Annotated in this window: 15 protein-coding genes; 3 read left to right on the forward strand and 12 right to left on the reverse strand. The window is 47.3% G+C overall.

What is annotated here, in order from left to right:
- The first annotated feature begins 49 nt into the window (after positions 1 to 49).
- Complete coding sequence (gene araA / locus NIAKO_RS17895) at positions 50 to 1549, forward strand: L-arabinose isomerase (RefSeq protein WP_014219850.1); 1500 nt, start codon at positions 50 to 52, stop codon at positions 1547 to 1549.
- A 122-nt stretch (positions 1550 to 1671) separates the two neighbouring features.
- On the forward strand, positions 1672 to 3423 hold the full coding sequence (locus NIAKO_RS17900) for a sodium:solute symporter family transporter (RefSeq protein WP_041348889.1): 1752 nt from the start codon (positions 1672 to 1674) through the stop codon (positions 3421 to 3423).
- Positions 3424 to 3494: 71 nt separating this feature from the next.
- Here NIAKO_RS17900 and NIAKO_RS17905 read toward each other — a convergent pair whose 3' ends face one another.
- The 11 genes from NIAKO_RS17905 to yiaK all read right to left on the reverse strand — a co-directional run bounded on the left by NIAKO_RS17905 (position 3495) and on the right by yiaK (position 16264).
- Positions 3495 to 4616 carry a glycoside hydrolase family 88/105 protein gene (locus tag NIAKO_RS17905; protein ID WP_242675445.1) on the reverse strand — a complete coding sequence of 374 codons (1122 nt, stop codon included), beginning with the start codon at positions 4614 to 4616 and terminating at the stop codon, positions 3495 to 3497.
- A gap of 19 nt (positions 4617 to 4635) precedes the next feature.
- Complete coding sequence (locus NIAKO_RS17910) at positions 4636 to 7539, reverse strand: exo-beta-1,4-galactosidase (protein ID WP_014219853.1); 2904 nt, start codon at positions 7537 to 7539, stop codon at positions 4636 to 4638.
- Positions 7536 to 8339 carry a rhamnogalacturonan acetylesterase gene (locus tag NIAKO_RS17915; RefSeq protein WP_041346932.1) on the reverse strand — a complete coding sequence of 268 codons (804 nt, stop codon included), beginning with the start codon at positions 8337 to 8339 and terminating at the stop codon, positions 7536 to 7538. Before NIAKO_RS17915 ends, NIAKO_RS17910 begins: the two co-directional genes overlap by 4 nt.
- A gap of 1 nt (position 8340) precedes the next feature.
- Positions 8341 to 10227, reverse strand: a complete 1887-nt coding sequence (locus tag NIAKO_RS17920) for a rhamnogalacturonan lyase (RefSeq protein WP_014219855.1) — start codon at positions 10225 to 10227, stop codon at positions 8341 to 8343.
- Between the two features lie 120 nt (positions 10228 to 10347).
- Entirely contained in the window at positions 10348 to 12162 is a 1815-nt protein-coding gene (locus NIAKO_RS17925; protein WP_014219856.1) for a GH39 family glycosyl hydrolase, read from the reverse strand.
- A gap of 178 nt (positions 12163 to 12340) precedes the next feature.
- A complete protein-coding gene (locus tag NIAKO_RS17930; RefSeq protein ID WP_041346934.1) occupies positions 12341 to 13270 on the reverse strand; it encodes a glycoside hydrolase family 43 protein in 930 nt (309 codons plus the stop codon).
- 83 nt (positions 13271 to 13353) lie between these two features.
- A complete protein-coding gene (locus NIAKO_RS17935) occupies positions 13354 to 13659 on the reverse strand; it encodes a hypothetical protein (RefSeq protein ID WP_014219858.1) in 306 nt (101 codons plus the stop codon).
- A gap of 31 nt (positions 13660 to 13690) precedes the next feature.
- Positions 13691 to 14140 carry a hypothetical protein gene (locus NIAKO_RS17940; RefSeq protein WP_014219859.1) on the reverse strand — a complete coding sequence of 150 codons (450 nt, stop codon included), beginning with the start codon at positions 14138 to 14140 and terminating at the stop codon, positions 13691 to 13693.
- Between the two features lie 304 nt (positions 14141 to 14444).
- Positions 14445 to 14702 (reverse strand): hypothetical protein, encoded by a 258-nt coding sequence (locus NIAKO_RS17945; protein WP_014219860.1) that lies wholly within the window; start codon positions 14700 to 14702, stop codon positions 14445 to 14447.
- 299 nt (positions 14703 to 15001) lie between these two features.
- On the reverse strand, positions 15002 to 15184 hold the full coding sequence (locus tag NIAKO_RS38605) for a hypothetical protein (protein ID WP_133055267.1): 183 nt from the start codon (positions 15182 to 15184) through the stop codon (positions 15002 to 15004).
- A 63-nt stretch (positions 15185 to 15247) separates the two neighbouring features.
- Positions 15248 to 16264 carry a 3-dehydro-L-gulonate 2-dehydrogenase gene (gene yiaK, locus NIAKO_RS17955; protein ID WP_014219862.1) on the reverse strand — a complete coding sequence of 339 codons (1017 nt, stop codon included), beginning with the start codon at positions 16262 to 16264 and terminating at the stop codon, positions 15248 to 15250.
- Positions 16265 to 16509: 245 nt separating this feature from the next.
- Here yiaK and NIAKO_RS17965 point away from each other — a divergent pair, with 245 nt between their 5' ends.
- Entirely contained in the window at positions 16510 to 17730 is a 1221-nt protein-coding gene (locus NIAKO_RS17965; RefSeq protein ID WP_014219864.1) for a sensor histidine kinase, read from the forward strand.
- 99 nt (positions 17731 to 17829) lie between these two features.
- Here NIAKO_RS17965 and NIAKO_RS17970 read toward each other — a convergent pair whose 3' ends face one another.
- Positions 17830 to 20643, reverse strand: a complete 2814-nt coding sequence (locus tag NIAKO_RS17970; RefSeq protein WP_014219865.1) for a family 78 glycoside hydrolase catalytic domain — start codon at positions 20641 to 20643, stop codon at positions 17830 to 17832.

A 20643-nucleotide genomic window follows, 5' to 3' on the forward strand; every position in this document is an offset into this window, starting at 1 on the left:
CTTAAAATAGCACCCGTCACATGACGATTGCCAACTAAATGACCCATTTATGGAAGATTTGAAAAAACTGGAAGTATGGTTTGTAACAGGAAGTCAACACCTGTATGGCGAAGAAACCCTGAAACAGGTTGCCGACCACTCAACACAAATTGCACGATCACTCGATAAAGATCCTTTAATTCCGGTGCGCGTGGTATTTAAGCCCGTGGTAAAATCACCTGAAGAGATCTACCAGGTTTGCCAGGAAGCTAATACCACTTCTACCTGTATTGGTATCATTGCCTGGATGCACACTTTCTCGCCCGCTAAAATGTGGATCGGTGGATTGAAAGTGTTGCAAAAACCTTTGTTACACCTGCATACCCAGTTTAATCGCGATATTCCCTGGAGCAGCATAGATATGGACTTCATGAACCTGAACCAAAGCGCCCACGGCGACCGCGAATTCGGTTTCATGGTTAGCCGCATGCGTTTGAACCGTAAAGTGGTAGTTGGTCACTGGCAGGAAGCCACGGTTGTGAAAAGTGTGGAAGTGTGGATGCGCGCTGCCGCTGGTTGGAACGACTGGCAAAACGCCCGCTTCTGCCGCTTTGGCGATAACATGCGCCAGGTTGCGGTAACAGATGGTGACAAAGTAGAAGCTGAACTGAAATTTGGTTATTCAGTAAACGGTTACGGTATTGGCGACCTCGTTGAACGCATCAATGCGGTTAGCGACAGCGCCATTGCCCAACAGGTAGCTGAATATGAAGATATATATACGGTACAGGCGGCCCTGCGTAAAGGTGGCGACCGTCACAACGCCCTGCGCGAAGCTGCTAAACAGGAGATAGGCATGCGCAACTTCCTGAAAGAAGGCAATTTCAAAGGTTTTACCGATACATTTGAAGACCTGCATGGCATGGTGCAACTGCCTGGTATCGCCTCTCAGCGCCTGATGGCGTCAGGATACGGTTTTGGCGGTGAAGGCGACTGGAAAACATCTGCCCTGGTACGCGCCATGAAAGTAATGGCAACCGGTTTAAAAGGGGGTAACTCATTCATGGAAGACTATACCTACCATTTTGACCCCAACAACCAGCTGGTACTGGGTTCACACATGCTGGAAATTTGTCCTTCCATAGCCAACGACAAACCAACTGTTGAAATTCATCCGCTGGGTATTGGCGGCAAAGCTGATCCCGTGCGCCTGGTGTTCAATGCAGGTTCAGGCCCGGCTTTAAACGCTTCTATCGTTGATATGGGCAACCGTTTCCGCCTCATCGTAAATGAAGTGGTGGCAGTTGATCCTATCCAAAGCCTGCCCAAACTGCCGGTAGCGCGTGTATTGTGGAAACCATACCCAGACATGAAGACCGGTTGTGCAGCATGGATCCTGGCTGGTGGCGCTCACCACACAGGTTACAGCCAGAACCTGACTTCCGAACATATGGAAGATTTTGCTGAGATGGCAGGCGTTGAGTACGTACTGATCGGCAAAAACAGCAATCTGTACGATCTTAAGAATCAATTAAGATGGAATGATCTGTATTATCGTCATTCTATTTAAAAAATAATCCACATATTGCGTCCTCGTTCCGAAAGAACTTCAACATGAAGTTCTTTCGGAATTTAATAGGTAAAAAGGCTTCTAAACAACCAACATTCACTAAAAAACTATTGCAGCCCGCTATGAACACGCTTTCAGCAATTGATTACGTCATTTTCGTACTCTACTTTATACTGGTAGCCAGCTATGGTTACTATGTTTACAGAAAAAGAAAGACCCAGGAACACGACTCCAAAGCATTCTTCCTGGCCGAAGGTTCCCTTACCTGGTGGGCCATTGGCGCCTCGCTCATTGCTTCCAATATTTCTGCCGAACAGTTTATTGGCATGAGTGGTGAAGGTTTTTTTGTAGGTACCGCGGTAGCCGCCTACGAGTGGATCGCTGCAATAGCACTGATAATAATTGCCGTTTGGTTTATGCCGGTGTATTTGAAGAACCGGATCTTCACCATGCCGCAGTTCCTCAAAACGCGGTATAATGATTCTGTGGCCCTCATTATGGCCATCTTCTGGTTATTCCTGTACATCCTGGTAAACCTCACTTCTATCTTATACCTTGGCGCCACCGCTATCACCGGTTTGGTGGGTAATGCAACTGCAGGTACGCCTGAATTTCAAAATGTGCTGCACCTCATCATGATCGGATTAGCGGTTTTTTCGCTGATCATCACACTGGGCGGCATGAAAGTAATTGGTTATACCGACGTAATTCAGGTAGCCGTTTTGATTATTGGAGGTTTGGCCACCACCTACCTTGCGTTATCAATTGTAGGTGAGAGATTAGGTGTGGGTCACAGCGCCATCGCCGGTTTCAAAGCGTTGATGAACGATTCGCCCGAACACTTTAAAATGATCCTGCCCAAACCAGCGGCCACTACGGGAACGATCAATACGCCGCTCAACCTGGATATTCAGAAATGGGTGGTATTACCTGGTATTGCTATGTATTTTGCCGGTCAGTGGATCGTGAACCTGAACTACTGGGGTTGCAACCAGTACATCACACAACGCGCCCTGGGCGCCGATCTGAAAACGGCCCGCACCGGTCTTATTTTTGCCGGTATGTTGAAATTAATGATGCCGGTGATCGTTATGCTGCCTGGTATCGCCGCATTCGTTTTACATAAGCACAATGCACTCCCTGGTTTCAGTGGTAGTAAAGACGGTGCTTATTCAGCCATCCTTGGCTTTTTGCCATCCGGTCTGAAGGGTTTATCCATTGCTGCGCTTACTGCCGCTATTGTGGCCTCATTGGCCGGTAAACTGAACAGTATCTCTACCATTTTTACGCTGGATATCTTTAAAAAATATATTGCCAAAGAACAGGCTGATGAAAAGAAGCTGGTTATGACCGGCCGCTACACCGTACTGGCTGCCAGCATTCTGGCCATTATGTTTACCTGGAATGACCTGCTGGGTATTGGTGGTGAAGGTGGTTTTACCTTCATTCAGAAATACACAGGTTTCATTAGCCCCGGGGTATTCGCCATGTTCCTGCTGGGTATGTTCTGGAAACGTACCACTGGTACAGCTGCTATTGTAGGTGTTGTACTGGGTTTTGTGCTTGCTATCTTCTTCAACAATTATGCAGTTGGTTTATTTGGAAAAGAAACCTGGTTATACACTGCCTATGAGTATCAGGCGATGGAAAAAGGAGCTGTAGTGACCAAAGTTGAAATTCCCTTCCTTATCAACATGGGTTGGTCTTTTGTGATCACAGTAGCTACCATGGTGGGTATCTCCCTGGCCGGACCTAAAGTAAATCCGAAAGCATTTGTAACCGATAAGGCCTTATTAAAACTCGACAACCGCACCATTGCAATGATTGTAATTACATTAATATTACTGTCTGCATTGTATGTGAAATTCTGGTAATTGAAACAACGGTAATAGAAAAAGCAAAAGGCCCCGCTGTAACGTGGGGCCTTTTGCTTTATGTAGGCTTTTTAGTGAGTTGTCAGTCTATAAATCTCACTTCCGGCCAGTAAAAAACAGCCGAGACCATAATCTTCAAAATCGGGAATGTGGTCATACGTTACGGGCTGACCATCTTTTGGTTCTTTACCTGTTCCCTGTACATACCCCAACATACCATCGGGGTGCACACAATCTTTCACCAACGCATTCCAGGCTTTCAGCATAATGGGCCGGTAAGTGGCTTTATCAATCAGGTTGTTGTTAATGCCCCAGGCCATACCATATACAAACAACGAGGTACCGGTTAATTCCTTGCCGCCATAGTCGGTTGAATCGGCCAGGCTCACGTTCCAGAAACCGTCTGAGCGTTGAAAGGGGATCAGCGCCTTCAGCATGTCTTTATAATCCTGCATGTATTCATTGTAGTGGGGATCGCTTTTAGGCAGTAGTTGCAGCGTACGCACCAGGGCCGCTACTACCCAGCCATTGCCACGGCTCCAGTAACAGCCGGCGCCATTGGGCTCTTTATACGGGGGATCAAAATCCTTATCGCGCCACCATAAGTGACCAATGGGATCGTACAGCCCGTTATCACCATGTTTGTGTTTGGTGTAGGCATACATTTCATACATGCGGTTGTAGTAGCTGGTATCGTTGTACACTTTACCCAGCCGTGCAAACACCGGCATGCCCATTTGCAGCGCATCTACCCAGCTCCAGTCATCTACTTTGGAGGTAGCTTTCATAGAGTCGATAGAGACTTTGATATCTCTGATGCGTTCTTCTTTTTTATCCAGCAGGTACAGGTCAATATAGGTTTGACCACAGCAATGGTTATCGGCATTGCGCACTTTAATTCCACCGTTCAGTCCCCAGTTGTGTTTGGCGCCCCAGTCGATGGCATAGTCCAGGTAGGCTGACTTTTTATCGATGCTGTACAGCGCCATCAATCCTTCATAGTACACGGCGCGGGTCCAGATGTTGCTGGGCCGTTCTTTACTGGTAATAATGGTTTTGCCCGGATCGGGCCATTTGTTCATGAAATACTGGTTGGTTAAACGCATGACGTTCAGCACATCTTTTTTTGCAGGCGCTTTTTGCGCCTGTAAAGATGTGGTCAGCAACAATGCCCCGGCTAATGATAGTTTCACACTATTAAACATAGTATACTCAGTTTACTTTAGGTTTCAATTCGTCCGGACTGTCTTTTGTATAGCCATTCCAGGTTTCGCGCGAAGGTTCGTTGAATAAAGCCTGTACAACGGATAATTCCACGGTTGACGTGGGGTTAAACGATGTTGAATGCACATACTTCAGCAAACTGTACGACAACCAGGCCGTAGCAGGCCGTTTATCCAAATCATGCAAATCAATACTGCATAGTAACAATTTGCCCTTCCCTACTTTAGCTTCCAGCAACAGGGCCAGTTTGCGGTTGATGAACCAGGTATCTATTGGTTGCAGAATAGGTTTGAACCCTTGCGGGAAATCTTCCAGGTGCATTACCTGGGCTTCATTCACCACATCCCACCACTGCAGATCGCTGTAGCTGGTGGCTGGAAAATCTTTAAATGCCGGATGGTTGGGATCACATACTATGCCGAGAGTATGGGGCGGACGCATTTTAAACCAGCTGGTATTCCAGAATACGGGCGTAAAGTAATTTACAACTTCTTTTCCTTTCCGGATCCTGCCGCCTGCCAGTAATAATACCGATCCACCATTCTGCAACAGGGAAACAGCTTTTTCATTAAGGGTATCGCAAACATATACATTTGGGTTGCCGGCCACATTAGGAACCGTATTGGGAAAAACCCACACATTCCAGTCATTGCCATAATCAGTTCCTGCTATTGAAATATCGAGATTCAACCGCATGGGCGTTTTAACAGCTGACAATGGCCAGGCAATAGTACCAACCGGTAAACAATTGCCAAGCGCATAATCCTTCTTATCGAAAGCACCTTTTACGAGTACTTTACCGGTACTGTCTTTTATTACCCAATTGATCACCGCATTCTTTAATTCACTGCTGCCATAATTGAACAACTCTACCTGCGCAGTCAGGGTTTCATTATCATTGTAAACAAATTTAGGCAGGCGGGTCAATGGTACTACGGCATTGCAAAAGCGCTTTACCTGCTGTGGCGTTACATAGGGTTTATCCTGCCACAGGGCGTTCAACATACCTACCAACGCGGTACCCTGACCGGGAAAATCCTGCAGGCCCAGCATTTGAAAACCAGCCAGCCCTTTTGTGCGCATGGCTTTTTCCAATTCATTTTTATAACAAAGCACCTGCAGTTTACCGCTGGCCATCAGGAAATCATTGGCCTGATCGGCCATGCCATGTTCGGCCAGCAGTTCGCGGAATAATTCAAAATTCTTTTCTTTATATACACCGCTGAAACGGGGTATTTCATTAAAGTCGGGGAATACACACCACTGCCCCATTTCATGCACCACATAGGGCACATTGAATTTTTGAATGGCGGCATGATAATCAGAATCACTTTCGGGGCGCGCGTTCACCCAGTTCAGTCCACGGGCGCCTGCCTTTACCATGTATTTATTCTCCGGCACCAGCGGCCAGCTGTTGCCAACTGAAGCGCCGGTATATACGCGGCGTTTATCTTTCGCCTCCCAGTAGTGGATCATGTCTGTCATATACTTCACCTGCTTTTTGCCGGCGGGTTCATTACCGGCAACTGCCTCCATGCAAAACGAAGCATAGTTGCCATACCAGTCGGCCATGCGATCGGTTTCTTCATACATGTATTTGTCAATGGGTTTGCCATCGCCTAAAGTAGTACCATGGTTCACCCAGCCCGGCCCTTCGGGTTGTAAATAGAACCCGGTGAGGTCTGCTGCCTGGAAGGCCGCTTCGGGCGGGCACCAGCTGTGAAAACGCATATGGTTCAACCCATGCGCCTTAGCCGTGTTGAACAATTTTACCCAGGCGGCTTCATCCATCGGTGGAAAGCCGGTTAAGGGAAATTCGCAATTATTTACCGTACCGCGTAAGAACAAGGGGCGATCGTTAATAGTGAAGCTTGTACCTGCGATCTTAAATGAGCGCATACCAAAGCTTACTTCTTTTGAATCCAGGACCTTTTTGTCTTCAGGCCGCCGCAAAGCCACCGTCAGTTTGTATAAAACAGGATTAAATTCATCCCACAACTGCATTTTATCGGTCATAGGTACATCAAAAGACTGCGTAACAACATAATCCTTTTCCATGCTGAACGACTTTGTTACTACCTCCGGCACAACATGCGACTGTGTTGTATTAAAACTCTTAGCCGAAAACGCCAATTGTTTATTTCCTAAACCACCTCCTGTTATCGTTACAACTACTTTAGCCTGTTTACCAGCCACATCAGGATACACCTGTACATTGGTAATATGCGTTACAGGCCTTGCCTCCAACATTATCTTCCCAATAATACCATTCCAGTTGCCCTGTGTGTGATCGGTTAAACTATGCGAATCAGGACCATTATTAATAGCTTTTATGCGATTGTCTATTCGAATTGTAATGCTATGTTTACCGGGTGTAAGTGCGTTTGATAGCTCATACACATGAGGTGCCACAAAACTGTTCTGTATTCCTACATCCTTTCCATCTACCCATACCATGGTTTCGGTATGACATCTCTCCAGGAATAATTGAATGGCCTTTTTCGTCCAGTAGGCAGGAACAATCACTTCTTTCTGATACCAGGCAGCGCCCACATAATATTTGGCGGGCGTTAACCAGAAGGGAAACTTGAGATTACCAGGCTGCCGGTATTTTTCCATACGTGGGTTGAAAAACCAGCTGCTGTCATAAATACTTCCTGTCCATTTGGTATTAACGGTAACATCCTCGCCTTTGCCATTGGTTAGCATGGAACCGGGCAGTTTGATGTTATCTTCCAGTTTTCTATTGAACCATTGCTCCCGGATGCCCACATCATTGCGATCTACCTGGAACCGCCAGTCGCCGGCCAGGGAGATAGATTGTGCAGATGCCCAATTGCAACCAACACATATGACCATTAGTAAAGCAATATCCTTTAAGTTCAGTCTCATTTCTTCAGGTATTCTTTTAGGTCGTTATTTCTAAGGTCCCAGATCCCCTTCACCACCATATCGGCATTCAGCAAAGACCCATTTTTATTAGGGTGCGTATGATCGCCGGGGAAGAAATGTTTAACAGAGTCAGGACCCAGTTTATCATACTGATCGGCAATGAGGTCGTTCAACGGAATAAAGAAGGCGCCATTTGCTTTGGCTACATCCTCGGCCCATTTGCCATAACTGGTATTGGCCCGTTCTACTTTGCCATCTTTAAAAATATTGCGGGGTATGGGCGAACATACGATGGAAATGGCGCCTTTGGCTTTTGCATCCTGGATATATTTACGCATATACCAGCCGTAGGTATGCACCACCTCGTTCTTTTTAAGAATGGGGTTGTATATGGCCGTACTATCTTCTCCAATGCCCTTGATGGTGCCACGGGCGCGGGCCGTATCATCGAGCGGACCGCCGTCATTATGCCCGAACTGCATGATCACATAATCGCCGCGTTGTAATTTTTCCAGCACGCGGTCCCAACGGCCTTCATTTATAAACGTGCGGCTGCTTCTGCCGCCGATGGCATGGTTCTCCACCTGTATGCGGGTTGTATCAAAGCGATCGGCCATAAAGCTGCCCCAGCCCCACAGGTCCTGTTTGCCGGTGCCATCGCCATTCTTTACAGTAGAATCGCCAATGATGTAGACCGTGTGTTTGCGTGATTGCCAAACTACGAAGGAGGAAACAAGCACCAGTACTCCGATCACAGCAAGCGAACGGAGGAGGTTTCGGCGGTTGGTATTGATTGCCATGCTATTTATTTTTTGCATTGTCGTTTTTATGTTGTTCAATGATACTGATCGATGGATGCGGTGGTGCGTTCATACCCTCACCGAAATAAAATCCCGGATGCGGCGGCTGATTGTACGCTACATTCTGCCAAACGATGCTGAGCCGGTATTGCGGGTCCTGCATCAAGGTATAGAATTTATAAGTAGTGGGAATGGTAGTGGAGAAAATGCGCAACTCCTGGTTATCGCGGGTGCGGTAGATCACTTCTTCGCGCCAGTCGCCCAGGATATCGGCCGACAAACAAGGGTTGGATTTGGTGCCATTATTGTGCACACAATCATAATCCTTGCCATCGAACAGTTTGGTAACCGTGCTGTTGTTATAATCCCATTTACCTACCAGGGTACCATTCAGGATCTCGCTCAACACATCGCCATCCCAATAGATGCCCATGTTACAGGGTGGTGTTTTTTCGGCTATCTTGTTTCCCTTGCAATCAAACAACCCGGTAATGCCCGCACCGGCTACCCAGCATTCATACCCTTTATAGCGGGGATCAATATCCAGGGCGCATGCGCGGCCGGGTCCCTCGCCATCTTCACCGGCTTTCACCGAAGCCTTTTTCCAGATCACTTCACCGGTTTTGGCATCGCGAAAGTTTGCACCGGCATCGTCAAAACGTTCCTGGGTACTGAACACTTCCTTGCCGGGTCTGTCGGGGTCCAGGTCGGTTACATGTAACGCATCGGCATGACCGATACCGGTTGTGTACAGGCCCTTGCCATTGTCATCAACGGTCATTTGCCCGTAAATAATCTCATCTTTGCCATCGCCATCCACATCGGTTACTGTTAAATTATGGTTGCCCTGACCAGCAAAGTCGGGGTAGCCCTTTTCTGTATCAAATACCCAACGCTGGGTGAGTTTATTGTCTTTCCAATCCCAGGCGGCCAGCACACTGCGGCCATAATACCCACGGCACATCACCAGGCTGGGATGCACGCCATCCAGGTAGGCCACACAGGCCAGGAAACGGTCTACGCGGTTGCCATAGCTGTCATTACGGCCATTGCCCCCGGTTCCACCCCAACCATCAATACGGCCACGTGCCGGTACATAATCGGTGGTATACAAGGCGGCGCCGGTACGGCCATCAAAAATGGTGAGGTATTCAGGGCCTTCGAGAATGCGGCCATTGTTGTTTACATAGTTCTTTGTGGAGTCGCCAATTACTTTTCCCTGGCCGTCAATAGTGCCATCGGCTGTTTTCATGGCAATCTCAGCGCGGCCATCGCCATCGAGGTCATACACCATGAACTGGGTGTAATGCGCTCCCTCGCGAATGTTGCGGCCCAGGTTGATCTCCCACAGTAATTTTCCTTCCAGCGTATAGGCCTGAAAGATGGGCGGATCAGTGATGCCGTTTTGTGAGTTGTCTTTTCCTTTACCTGCCTGGTGTAAAATGATCTCATAGGTTCCATCGCCATCCAGGTCGCCAACACTGGCGTCGTTAGGCGCATAACCGGCAGGCGTTTTTAAAGGAATAGAAATATAGGCAGGCGCACCGGCCTTCAAAGTATAAGTACGATCGTCCTTTATTTCTTTGCCATTCACAATGGCTGCTACCTGGTAAGTGCAGGTTTGATTACCGTCTGCTTTTTCATCGAGCCAGGAGGTAACTGCGGTTACGGGTTTTGAGTTCAATTTAGTGACCTTGTTTTCTGCTGTGCGGTACAGGTTAAAAGCGATATTATCCGCATCGGTGGCCAGCATGCGCCAGCTTACAAAAACATGTCCTTTTCCATCGGGCACGGCAACAATACCTCTGTTGAGATATTCCATTTGTCTTTGAGCAAAGATCGTCGCCGGCAGGAACAGGGTTATGAGATAAATAAATACTTTATTCATATGGCAGTTTAAAGTTCAGAGTTCAGAGTTCACAGTTCAGAGTTCAGAGTTTCCTGGTTTTCACTTTCTCATTTTTCATTTATTTCTTCACTTTTACATTCAACATTCAATATTCAATATTCAATATTCAATCTTTATAAAGACGATTCCCTGTCCTGGGAGTTGCATGTTCAGTTGTAATAACCCGTTTTTTATGGTTTCTTTTGAGGCGGCGGTTTGCTCCAGTTGCCCGGCTTTTTCCAATTGCGCTACCTGCTCCGCAGTGGGTTGTTGCGGCGACCCCATTTTCTTCCACACTTCGTAGGAGTTGCTGTGATCTGCATCGATACGGTATTGACGTAACGTAACCTGTTTACCGTTAAGACCGCTGCATTGTAATACCACAGTGGCGGTTGCGCCGGTAGTATCGTCGTCGTGGTAATTCCAGATCATGGCTGTGGCCGAATGATCGCTTTTGGCGGCAATAGCGCCAATATCGGTGGTTTCTTTTCTAACCCCTGAATCGCGAATGCTGAATAAAGAATACATCTGGTCACTGGTTACGGCCACCCGTTTTCCGCTCATCATACCAAACATCCGGAACACATTCAGCACCGGTTTATCTACGCCGTTAGTGGCCAGGTCGCGAAAGCCATAAAACCAGGGCTGGTTCTCAAACTCAAACGACCAGGATACGGCGCCCAACAGGTTCACTTTAAAATAATCGGCCAGTAAATATTTGCGGGCAAAGGCAGCTGCCGTGTATGAAGAATACATGGTGCCATTGCGATAGGCATTCTCGGGGTTGGTAGCCATGCCGCAGGCGGCACAACCTTCGGGATCGCTCTCGCCAATTACTATTGGTAAATGCGCCCATTGTTTAAAGGAGGATACAATTTCAAAGCCACTGCTGATATCACGCAACTGGTTGCTGATGCCCATACGCACATGGGTGTTCACCATGCGGGGCGCCCCCTTGGCATGAAAGGCAATAAAATCAAGCGGCGCCCCTGTTTTGCCGGTGGCGGCATTGGTATCGTTGCTGCAGTGTTGTAAAAATGTTTTCAGAAATTGAGCGGAACCACTGCCTGCCGGTCCCGTTACATGCGGGCCGCCAATGCGGGCTGATGGTAAGGCGCGTTTCAACGCATCGGACGTATAGTCATACAATTTGCAATAATCCTGTACGGTTCCCTTCCAGTAACCATTGCCGCCATTGGGTTCGTTCCATAATTCCCAGTACCAGCTTTCCACTTCTTTTTTTCCATAGCGCTTTACACAATGGTTTACCCATTCATATACCAGCGTCGCCCATTTTTTATAATCCTTTGGCGGGTATGCCCAACCGGTAAAGATCTTGCTATAAGGCTGCCCCGGTTGCCAGTCGTGTTTATAGGGCTCCGGGTGGCTCGATAACGCTTCGGGCATAAACCCTATTTGCGCCAGCGGTTTCATGCCGCGTTTTATGTAGGTATCAAAAATACTGTCGGTGATTGTCCAGTTGTACACCGGGTTGCCGTTGGCGTCCTCGGTATAGGCGTTGGTAGAACCCCATTTCAGCGCCGGCGTTCCATCGCCACTGGTTAGTAAGTTATGCGCCCGAACATGTACCGGCACCGGACTTAATGCCGCGATCTCCGACAACAGCTTTTTCCCATCTTTCATATAGGTATAGTTCGGTTCATCGTAACCAAACCAGGCCCAGATGGGTTTCATGTCGCCGATTTCTTTGGCAAAATCAATTTGGATAGTAGCTTTTTCCTGAGCGTCTGGTTTGGCGCCATATTCAATAACGGAGAATGTTTTTTTTGAGGAGGGGAATTTACGGGCGCCTGTTTGTTTTACCCAGGCGGGCTCTTTGTCGCTTTTAGCGTTTTGCGCAGCTGTTGAAATAACCAAACTACAGGCAATACCGGTAAGTATGGCAAAATTCAATAAAGTCAACCGTTTTATCATAATCTTTGCAAGCGTTAATGCTTGTAAAATTAGGGGAATAGGTCCGGTGACTGTCCTGAAGCGTCCTGCGCTCCCGGGGGAATATTGAATATTGAATGTATTTGCTTTCCGCTTTTGGCTTTCAGCCTGTATTTGCTTGCAGCTTGCAGCTTGCAGCTGTTCTCTCACTGCCTTTTCTTTACTTCTCCTTTAGTAGTTTATCCAACTCCTGCTTTGTAATGGTAACTACCGTTCCATGCCTGATCCCCTTTGGCATTTCCAGCAGGTCGGAGATTTCTGTCCAGTGAACCAGGTCGGTACTGGTTACGGCGCCATATTTATGATCGCGGTATTTATCAAAGTATACGATCCATTGGTTGCCCTTTTTCAGCACGGTAGGCCCTTCTGCCCAGTAATTGCCTGTGATGGGTTTGGAAGGTGCGCTGTAACCGCCGGTGAGCGTGGTGCTGGTAGCAGTACGCAGATTCTTCTGCGGCGGATAGCGGGTTTCATCTTTCAGGAACATCACGTACTGGTTGCCATTCATTTGAATGGTAGCGTCAATTACGTTAAAACCCTGGTCGTATAAAACAGCCGCCTGGCTATAGGTTTTAAAGTCTTTGGTGGTTACATAATAAATGCGGTGATTTTTGTCGCTGGCGGTATCACCTTTTGGAAAACGGCCGGGAATGGTAGTGGCCCAATAGATCATGTATTGTTTGCTGGCCTCATCGTAAAAGATCTCGGGCGCCCAGCAATTGATCGCGGTTGGCTCGTGTTCCATCACGGGAACATTCTGTTGCTCGCTCCAGTGAATGAGGTCTTTGGAAGAAGCATACCCGATAGTCCTTTCGCTCCAGCTTACCGTCCAAACCATGTGGAAAAGCCCGTCTGCCCCGCGGATCACGCATGGGTCGCGCATGAGTTTATCCTTTCCGGCGGTGGGCTTTAAAAAGGAACTGTCATTTTTCAATGAGGCCCATTTTAAACCGTCGGAACTCCAGGCCAGGTGCAAACCATCTTCACCATTGCCTTTGAAGTAACTAAAGAGGTATACGGATCTGTTGCTTTGTGCAGTAACGAGCGTTAATTGGGCAAAGAGGAGTATTAGCAAGCCAATCTTTTTCATTGCGGCAAGATAATACAAATACAGGTTTCAGGTTGCAGGTTTCAAGTTTGAGAACCAATTACCAATTGCCTATTGTCCATTGTCTATTGTCCATTGTCAATTGCCAATTGGCTGGGTTGTGAGCTTCCAAGGCTTTCATTAAGGGAATGCAGTTTTTTACCAATGCCGCTTACCAGGTCTTTAATGATGATGATACCCATAATAACCAGGAAGCTGATTAAAAAAATGCCACCGGTAAACACCAGGGGGTTGATCTCGTACCAGGTGGGTTGCGGAGCCGGCGTTTCAACACCAGCGATACCGCGTAATTTAAATTCAATAAAGGCGCCGGTTATCAATACGGCATTGAGGAACGACGCTACGATGAAATAAGGCCAGTTTTTTCGCATGGAAGAATGGTGTGAAGGTTTATAATAGTTGTTACATGTTTATGTCGTCGTAATACACCAGGAACCATTTGCCACTTTTCAATTTGAACCTGCGCTCTACCTTGAAGCCGCTTTGATCGATCCAGAATTTTTCGGTGACCATAGAATCGTTCATCACCAGGCTGTGCCGGCATTCTGTGGTATCGGTATCAAGGGCCACCGGTGTTTTTAAAAACTCCCAGTTCTTTTTTGACCAGTGGGTGTTCTCCACGTCGTTCACGCATTGTCCGTCTATGGGGAAGGGTATTCTTGAAAGCTGAAAGCTTGAGTCGGTATGGAACTTTGTATTAAAGCTGTCGAATGATTCTGCGCCGGGGATATTATTGCTTAGGGCGGCGATGGTGGGTGGGGCCTGAATGGCCATGGGCGACTTTTTGTTATCACTCCTGTTACAGGCAAACAAAACGCTTACAAACAAAGGAAGCACTTGGTAAGGTTTCATAGCGATTAAATTAAATTTTAGAATAATATCACACCATCCTAATGATATTTCCTAAAATCCAAATACCGTTCCTTTTCTATGTAATGTGGAGAACTTGGGGTTGAAAAGTTGATAAAGGTGATGGGGTTGAATAGATCAACTGACAGAAGAATTAATTAAGGCGCTTCCAAATATGATCAAATAGAGAAAGCCCCATTCACGCCCCGTACTTAGCCCGACAATCACTTCAATTACACAAAATATCGCAGCCAAAATATACGGAGAAATATAATAGAGTAAGGGTCGTTTCATAAGGTTCTATACATTACAGTGCAAACCGCCAGGTTATTAAAATTACACCTACTACCAGGGCTTCTATGATCCAGACATAATTTACATTACCTTTTGTCCAGGCTTTAATTACGGAATCTACGCCTAACAGTAAGAGTAATGCCGGAAGAAATAACAGCAGGCTTAAACCACGTAAACTGGTTATGGTGATCAGGCCAAATACAATTGGTATAAGGCAAAGAACGGCCGCTACGATAAAGGGCGTGCAATGGTACATTAAATACTTCTTCATAAAGGGGTCAATCAGTAATAGGGGTTTTAAAAAGATATTTCGATCTATGCAACGCTAACACTTCTGAAACAAGGTAAAATCGTTCAGGCAATAAAATAAAACAGCGAATAATACTACTTCAACAATCCAGACGTACAGCATACGGCCGTCTGTCAATGACTTTAAAGAATAATCCAAGCCCAGCAAAACAAAACCTACTGGTATTAATATGATTAACAACACAGGCATACTTATCCCAATTGGGATCAGGGCTATAGCACCAATTACAAAAGGAGAAACATAATATGACCAGTGTCTTTTCATAATTGAACAATCCCCATGGCATATTTATGCCTGGAGGTATAGATGAAACCAGCTGTGTTTGTTGATTTAATTTGATTGGCAACTGCCGCACCGGCACCGTCAGCCTTGTTGGGCCGACTGGAATAAAATGAACCAATAAGCATAGGAAATGCGGGCAAACGCATTGTTCTTTTATGCATGTTCAGGGGTTGGGTTGCGGGGCCAAAGATAAAAATAATTGGTTTCCCGGCAAATGCCCGCCCCTATTGATTCAAGGCATTCACCGCTGCCCATACTTCCTTCACCACCGGAATGCCCTGTTGCCCGTTCCGCTGCCGGGTTTGCAACACCCGCTCCCCGGGGAAGGTAATGGCCTTATTGTTATCAGGTGTGGACCGATGGTAATCGGCAATAATGTTCCTGACCACCTGCGCAATAGCGGCATGGTTGCCGAGCTTGCTGGTGTCAATAGCAATAAATACCTGCGACACGGCCATCTCTGTTTTTTGTTGGGTTACCTCATGTACCGGTAATCCGCCCGATAATACGGCCGCCAGTACATCCAGCAGCAAGGCCAACCCCGCGCCTTTCCAATAGCCAATGGGCAGGGGCCGGCGCGAGGCACGGACGGCGCCGGGATCGGTTGTGAGTTGTCCGTTGACGTCGAAGCCACCGTATACCGGTAGCTGTTCCTTTTTCATATCTGCCAGTTCCAGCGCTCCAAACGAATATTGCGACATGGCCATGTCCAGTACAATGGCTTCCTGTTCGTAGGGCAATGCCATTACCAGCGGGTTATTCCCCAATTTATTGTCAACTGCACCCCAGGCAGGCATCAGGGCGGTGGTGTTCGTCCAGCCAATAAAAACAAAACCGGCTTTGGCCGCCTGCCAGCCATAGGTACCACCCCGCATCCAGTGATTGGTGTTGGCCAGGGCCACGCAACCAATGCCGTGTTGTTGGGCCAGCTGCATAGCGTTGTTGGTGGCATGCATGGCATTTAACGGACCGGGCCCCAGGTTACCATCCCATTGCTGTACCCCGCCCCACTGGTGTTTAAGAGTAGGTTCTGCATTTATATTTATATATCCTTTCTGAATGTATTCAACAAAGCGGGGAAAGCGGTTCACCCCATGCGTGTATACCCCATCGATACTGTTGTTGGTGAATACCTCAGCACATTGCCGGGCCTTTTCGGGCGTAAATCCCTGCTTTAACAGGATGGCATTAAACAATTGCAGCATTTCTGCTGCGGGGATAGTAATGGTTGGGTTGCTCATAAACGCAAGGTACGAATACAGCTGTATCCTCCAACCGGCGGATCAAGCTGTAAGCCAATACCCCATAACGCGGTAAATGGAAATAATTACTGGTAGCTACATGCCTGTTTGCACACCCTCCTATTTTCATCAGATTTTAATAACTTTATAAAAGTAAATGCACCTCAAGCTATAAAAGCTTCGTCCTTTCCTTCTCCGATTAATAGCACTGTTTTTGTACATTATCTAACTGTAACCGGTATTTTATGAAAATGAATAACATTTCCCCTGAGAGTCTTCAATTACTGGTGTTGACCGTGCAGGAATTATCGCAGGCCCGCGACCTGGATACCGTTATGCAAATAGTACGCACCACCGCCCGAAAGCTTACCGGGGCCGATGGCGCTACGTTTGTTTTGAAGGAGGGGAATAAATGTTATTATGCCGATGAGGATGCTATTTCGCCCTTATGGAAAGGTAGCCGGTTCCCCATTGATTCCTGCGTTAGTGGTTGGGCCATGCTGAACCGGAAACCGGCGGTTGTGGAAGATATTTATGCCGACGGCCGTATTCCCGCCGATGCCTATCGGCCCACTTTTGTAAAAAGCCTGGCCATGGTACCTATCAGGACCATCGACCCTATTGGCGCCATTGGTAATTACTGGGCTACCCAACGGCAACCCACTGAAGAAGAAGTATGGTTGTTACAATCCCTGGCCGATATTACCGCTGTTACCATAGAGAACGTATATGTATACGCCGAACTGGAACAACGGGTAAAAGAGCGCACCCAACAACTGGAAGCTATCAACAAAGACCTGGAAGCCTTCTCGTATACCGTTTCCCATGACCTTCGAGCACCACTCAGAACCATTACCAACTTCTCTGACATGCTGCTGGAAAAGCATGGGAATGACCTGCCGGATGATGGAAAACGAATAGCCGGTAAGATCATCGATGGCGGCAAAAGGATGTCGAATCTCATCGATCACCTGTTGGTGTTTTTCAGGAATGGGAAAAGAGAGATCCGCAAACAGCAGGTGTCTATGCAAACAATTGTGAACAATATTACGCACGATATAAAGGAACAGGAAACCAGCCGGGAGATCGATTTTATTGTACACGAATTACCGTCAGTCACGGCCGACGAAACCCTTATTAATGAAGTGTGGATGAACCTGATCTCCAATGCGGTTAAATATACCACCGGTAAACAAAAGGCATTGATCGAGATTGGCGCCCGGAAAACCGATGATGAAACTGTGTACCATGTAAAAGATAACGGCGCTGGTTTTGACATGGAATACTATGATAAATTATTCATGGTTTTTCAACGGCTTCATACATCTAAAGAATTTGAAGGCACCGGGGTTGGCCTCGCCACCGTGCAACGGATCGTAAACCGCCATGGCGGTAAAATCTGGGCGGAAGGCAAGGTGAATGAAGGGGCTACCTTTTATTTTTCGCTGCCGAATTTAATGCATTGATCTTATCCCGCTTTTTGTGCACCTGCCTCAAAAATAACCAGCTTAACAAAAACACCCCGACGGTATCGTCGGGGCGCTGTATTTTAATTAAGGGTTTTATTACTGTCCCCCCTTCTTAACAATAAACTTATACTTACCAGATCCGAGTTTGAAGATCTGACGATTTTTTTCATAACCCAATACCTTGATCTCCTTGTGCAAATTCAGCGGTGAATTACTTTCCATGATATTTGCATTAGCCGGTACAGGCAGGTAAACAGTGGCTGTTGTATTAGCCGGGATCACGATTGTAAATACGTGGAATACATACTGATGATCCCACTCGGAATAAATTCTTCCGTAAGGTGAATTGAACGATACGCTACCCTTCTCCAATCCCATAATAGGCTCGGGATTGATGATGATGTTCTTGTAAGCTACTGAAGTATCTTCCTGGTGAATACCACCGGGCCCATCATAGAACCACTGCATCAGGTGTCCTAACATCAGGTGGTTGTTCGATTTATCCGGTAACGCTGCCCATGACTCAGTTAAGGCGGTAGCGCCCTTGGCTAACTGGTAACCATAACCCGGTACTTTATTGTCGCTGTTCATCTCATACACCGTTTGGGCGGAACCATTTTTTGTCAACGCATCCACCAAAAAGTGAAAGCCGATATCGCCCGCAGTGAGCGCGCTTTCGTTGGTAATGATATCTGTTTTCAATTGATCCAGTACAGCCGCTTTGTTGGCATCTTCAACCAGTCCTACCGCTAAAGGCATAGATTGCGCAGTCTGGCTGCCGGTTGAATATTTGTGTGAAGAAGCATCGTAGAATTTAGCGTTGAACGATTTTTTCACGTCTGCAGCGAGTGCCGCATATTGTGACACATCGGCTGATTTACCCATCAGCTTCGCCATTTTCGTCAACAGGTCGAGATCGTAATAATAGATGGCTGTTGCAGTCAATTCTTTAGGAGTTAACTGGGCAACACCGGGGGCTTGGGGTCCCAGGTCGTACCAGTCGCCGAGGCCGTATGACAAAATATTGCCACTGGCTTTTGATTTCAGGTAAGCTACATATTTAGTCATCATAGGCCATGCTTCCTGCATCACGGTTTTATCGCCATACCATTGATAGATCAGGTAAGGTAAGATCACAGAAGCGCTGCCCCACTCTGGTGAATCGCGGAAACCACCATCGAACAACACATACTCAGGCGCGATATCAGGCACCAGACCATCAGTGGTTTGGTCGGCCATCATATCGGCGATGATCTTTTTATACAAGCTGTAAATATCATAGTTGAAGTGGATCGATTCGCCCATAAGGTAGGTTTGTTCCAACCAACCCAGTTTTTCACGGTGCGGACAGTCGGTCAATACGCTTTGCATATTGCTGCGAATGGCCCAGTCAATCAGCGTGCTGGCATCGTTCATCAGGTCTTCCCGGCTCTCGAACTTACCAATTTGGGCAGCCGAGTTACGGGTATGCAGCATTTTGATGTCCTTGATAACAGTAGTGAGTTTTTTACTCTTTATAGTATCGGGCGCTGCATAAGAAACTTCTGCATAGCGAAAGCCATAATAAGAAAAGCGGGGTGTCCATTCTTCATCGCCGGTTCCTTTACAGGTATAGGTGTAGTAGTATGGTTTACCACTGGCCTTTTGGTTAACACGTTTTTCCTCGCCTAACAGTTCAGCAGGGAAAATGCGGATCACCTGTCCTTTTTGGCCACGCACTGTTATTTTAATGATGCCGCTGGCGTTCTGTCCAAAGTCGAACAATACGGTTGTATCACTGTTCTTTACACAACTTTGGGGGGCCATGGTAGCCATCACTTTTACCGGGGTACCGGTTTCAGCAACCAACTTACCTGCAGGTGCTTTTACCACAGCGGCTGCTTTCCAGGCGCCGTCGCTAAAGGCAGCTTTATCCCAGCCATCCTGTTCCAGGGTAGCATTGTAGTCTTCACCCGCGTAGATGCTGGAGAAAGTAATGGGGCTTTGTGCTGTTTTCCAGCTGGCATCAGAGATCACTTCCGATTTGGTGCCATCTGCATACTCGATCAACAGCTTCATGATCATCTTGGGATTACCATAAGCCAGCAGGGCTTTGCGGTAACGCTCGTTGGGGATGTTGTAGAACCCATTACCGAGCATAACACCGATGGCGTTCTCACCATTGGCAACCTGGCTGGTTACATCCAGTACGTCGTATAATACGCGTTTGTCGTAGTTCGTCCAGCCGGGCGACATAAAATGATCGCCTATTTTAACGCCATTGATGTGCAGTTCATATTGTCCTAACCCGGTAACGAAGGCAGTAGCTCTTTTAACGGGTTTGCTTACGGTAAATGATTTACGGAGCAAGGGCAATACGTGATTTCCGCTTACTACCGATTTGTAATCTTTGCTGGCGCCGGGCGCATGCACACCAGGTACATAGCGTTTGGCGGCATCCAGTTCATCATAACCAATCCACTGGGCGTTGCTCCAGTCAGCAGGTTGCATTAAACCCATTGTAAACCTGGCGGTGTCCTTGCTGTAGTCAGAGAGCTGGCCCTGGTTGTCCCACACCATTACTTTCCAGTAATAGGTTTGGCCGGCCTTCAGCGCCGGGCCACCATAAGGTACCAGCTGCGATTGTTCGCTGCTTACCTCTTTGGAGTCCCAGATATTACCTGTGTTGAGAACGAGTTTTGACCAATCGTCAGCTACCAGAATGCGATATTTGGTTTGCATTATAGCCCGTGCAGTACTGGTTATTTCCCAGCTCAGGCGGGGCTGCGCCATTTCGAGGCCTGCAGGATTGGTCAGGTATTCAACACGCGGATTAACCACTACGGGCCGTATAGGCTGTTGAGGTTGAGCAAAACCGGGTACAGAACCAACCAACACTAAGAAAGAGGCTAACAGTGTACTTTTTTTCAT

Source organism: Niastella koreensis GR20-10, from assembly GCF_000246855.1.
In the GTDB taxonomy this organism is placed as follows: Bacteria; Bacteroidota; Bacteroidia; order Chitinophagales; family Chitinophagaceae; genus Niastella; species Niastella koreensis.

Bases quoted from the DNA above. Each gene is read 5' to 3' on its own strand.
- araA (WP_014219850.1), top strand. From the start codon at position 50: ATGGAAGATTTGAAAAAACTGGAAGTATGGTTTGTAACAGGAAGTCAA.
- NIAKO_RS17900 (WP_041348889.1), top strand. From the start codon at position 1,672: ATGAACACGCTTTCAGCAATTGATTACGTCATTTTCGTACTCTACTTT.
- NIAKO_RS17910 (WP_014219853.1), bottom strand. From the start codon at position 7,539: ATGAGACTGAACTTAAAGGATATTGCTTTACTAATGGTCATATGTGTT.
- NIAKO_RS17915 (WP_041346932.1), bottom strand. From the start codon at position 8,339: ATGGCAATCAATACCAACCGCCGAAACCTCCTCCGTTCGCTTGCTGTG.
- NIAKO_RS17920 (WP_014219855.1), bottom strand. From the start codon at position 10,227: ATGAATAAAGTATTTATTTATCTCATAACCCTGTTCCTGCCGGCGACG.
- NIAKO_RS17925 (WP_014219856.1), bottom strand. From the start codon at position 12,162: ATGATAAAACGGTTGACTTTATTGAATTTTGCCATACTTACCGGTATT.
- NIAKO_RS17930 (WP_041346934.1), bottom strand. From the start codon at position 13,270: ATGAAAAAGATTGGCTTGCTAATACTCCTCTTTGCCCAATTAACGCTC.
- NIAKO_RS17935 (WP_014219858.1), bottom strand. From the start codon at position 13,659: ATGCGAAAAAACTGGCCTTATTTCATCGTAGCGTCGTTCCTCAATGCC.
- NIAKO_RS17940 (WP_014219859.1), bottom strand. From the start codon at position 14,140: ATGAAACCTTACCAAGTGCTTCCTTTGTTTGTAAGCGTTTTGTTTGCC.
- NIAKO_RS17945 (WP_014219860.1), bottom strand. From the start codon at position 14,702: ATGAAGAAGTATTTAATGTACCATTGCACGCCCTTTATCGTAGCGGCC.
- NIAKO_RS38605 (WP_133055267.1), bottom strand. From the start codon at position 15,184: ATGCATAAAAGAACAATGCGTTTGCCCGCATTTCCTATGCTTATTGGT.
- yiaK (WP_014219862.1), bottom strand. From the start codon at position 16,264: ATGAGCAACCCAACCATTACTATCCCCGCAGCAGAAATGCTGCAATTG.
- NIAKO_RS17965 (WP_014219864.1), top strand. From the start codon at position 16,510: ATGAAAATGAATAACATTTCCCCTGAGAGTCTTCAATTACTGGTGTTG.
- NIAKO_RS17970 (WP_014219865.1), bottom strand. From the start codon at position 20,643: ATGAAAAAAAGTACACTGTTAGCCTCTTTCTTAGTGTTGGTTGGTTCT.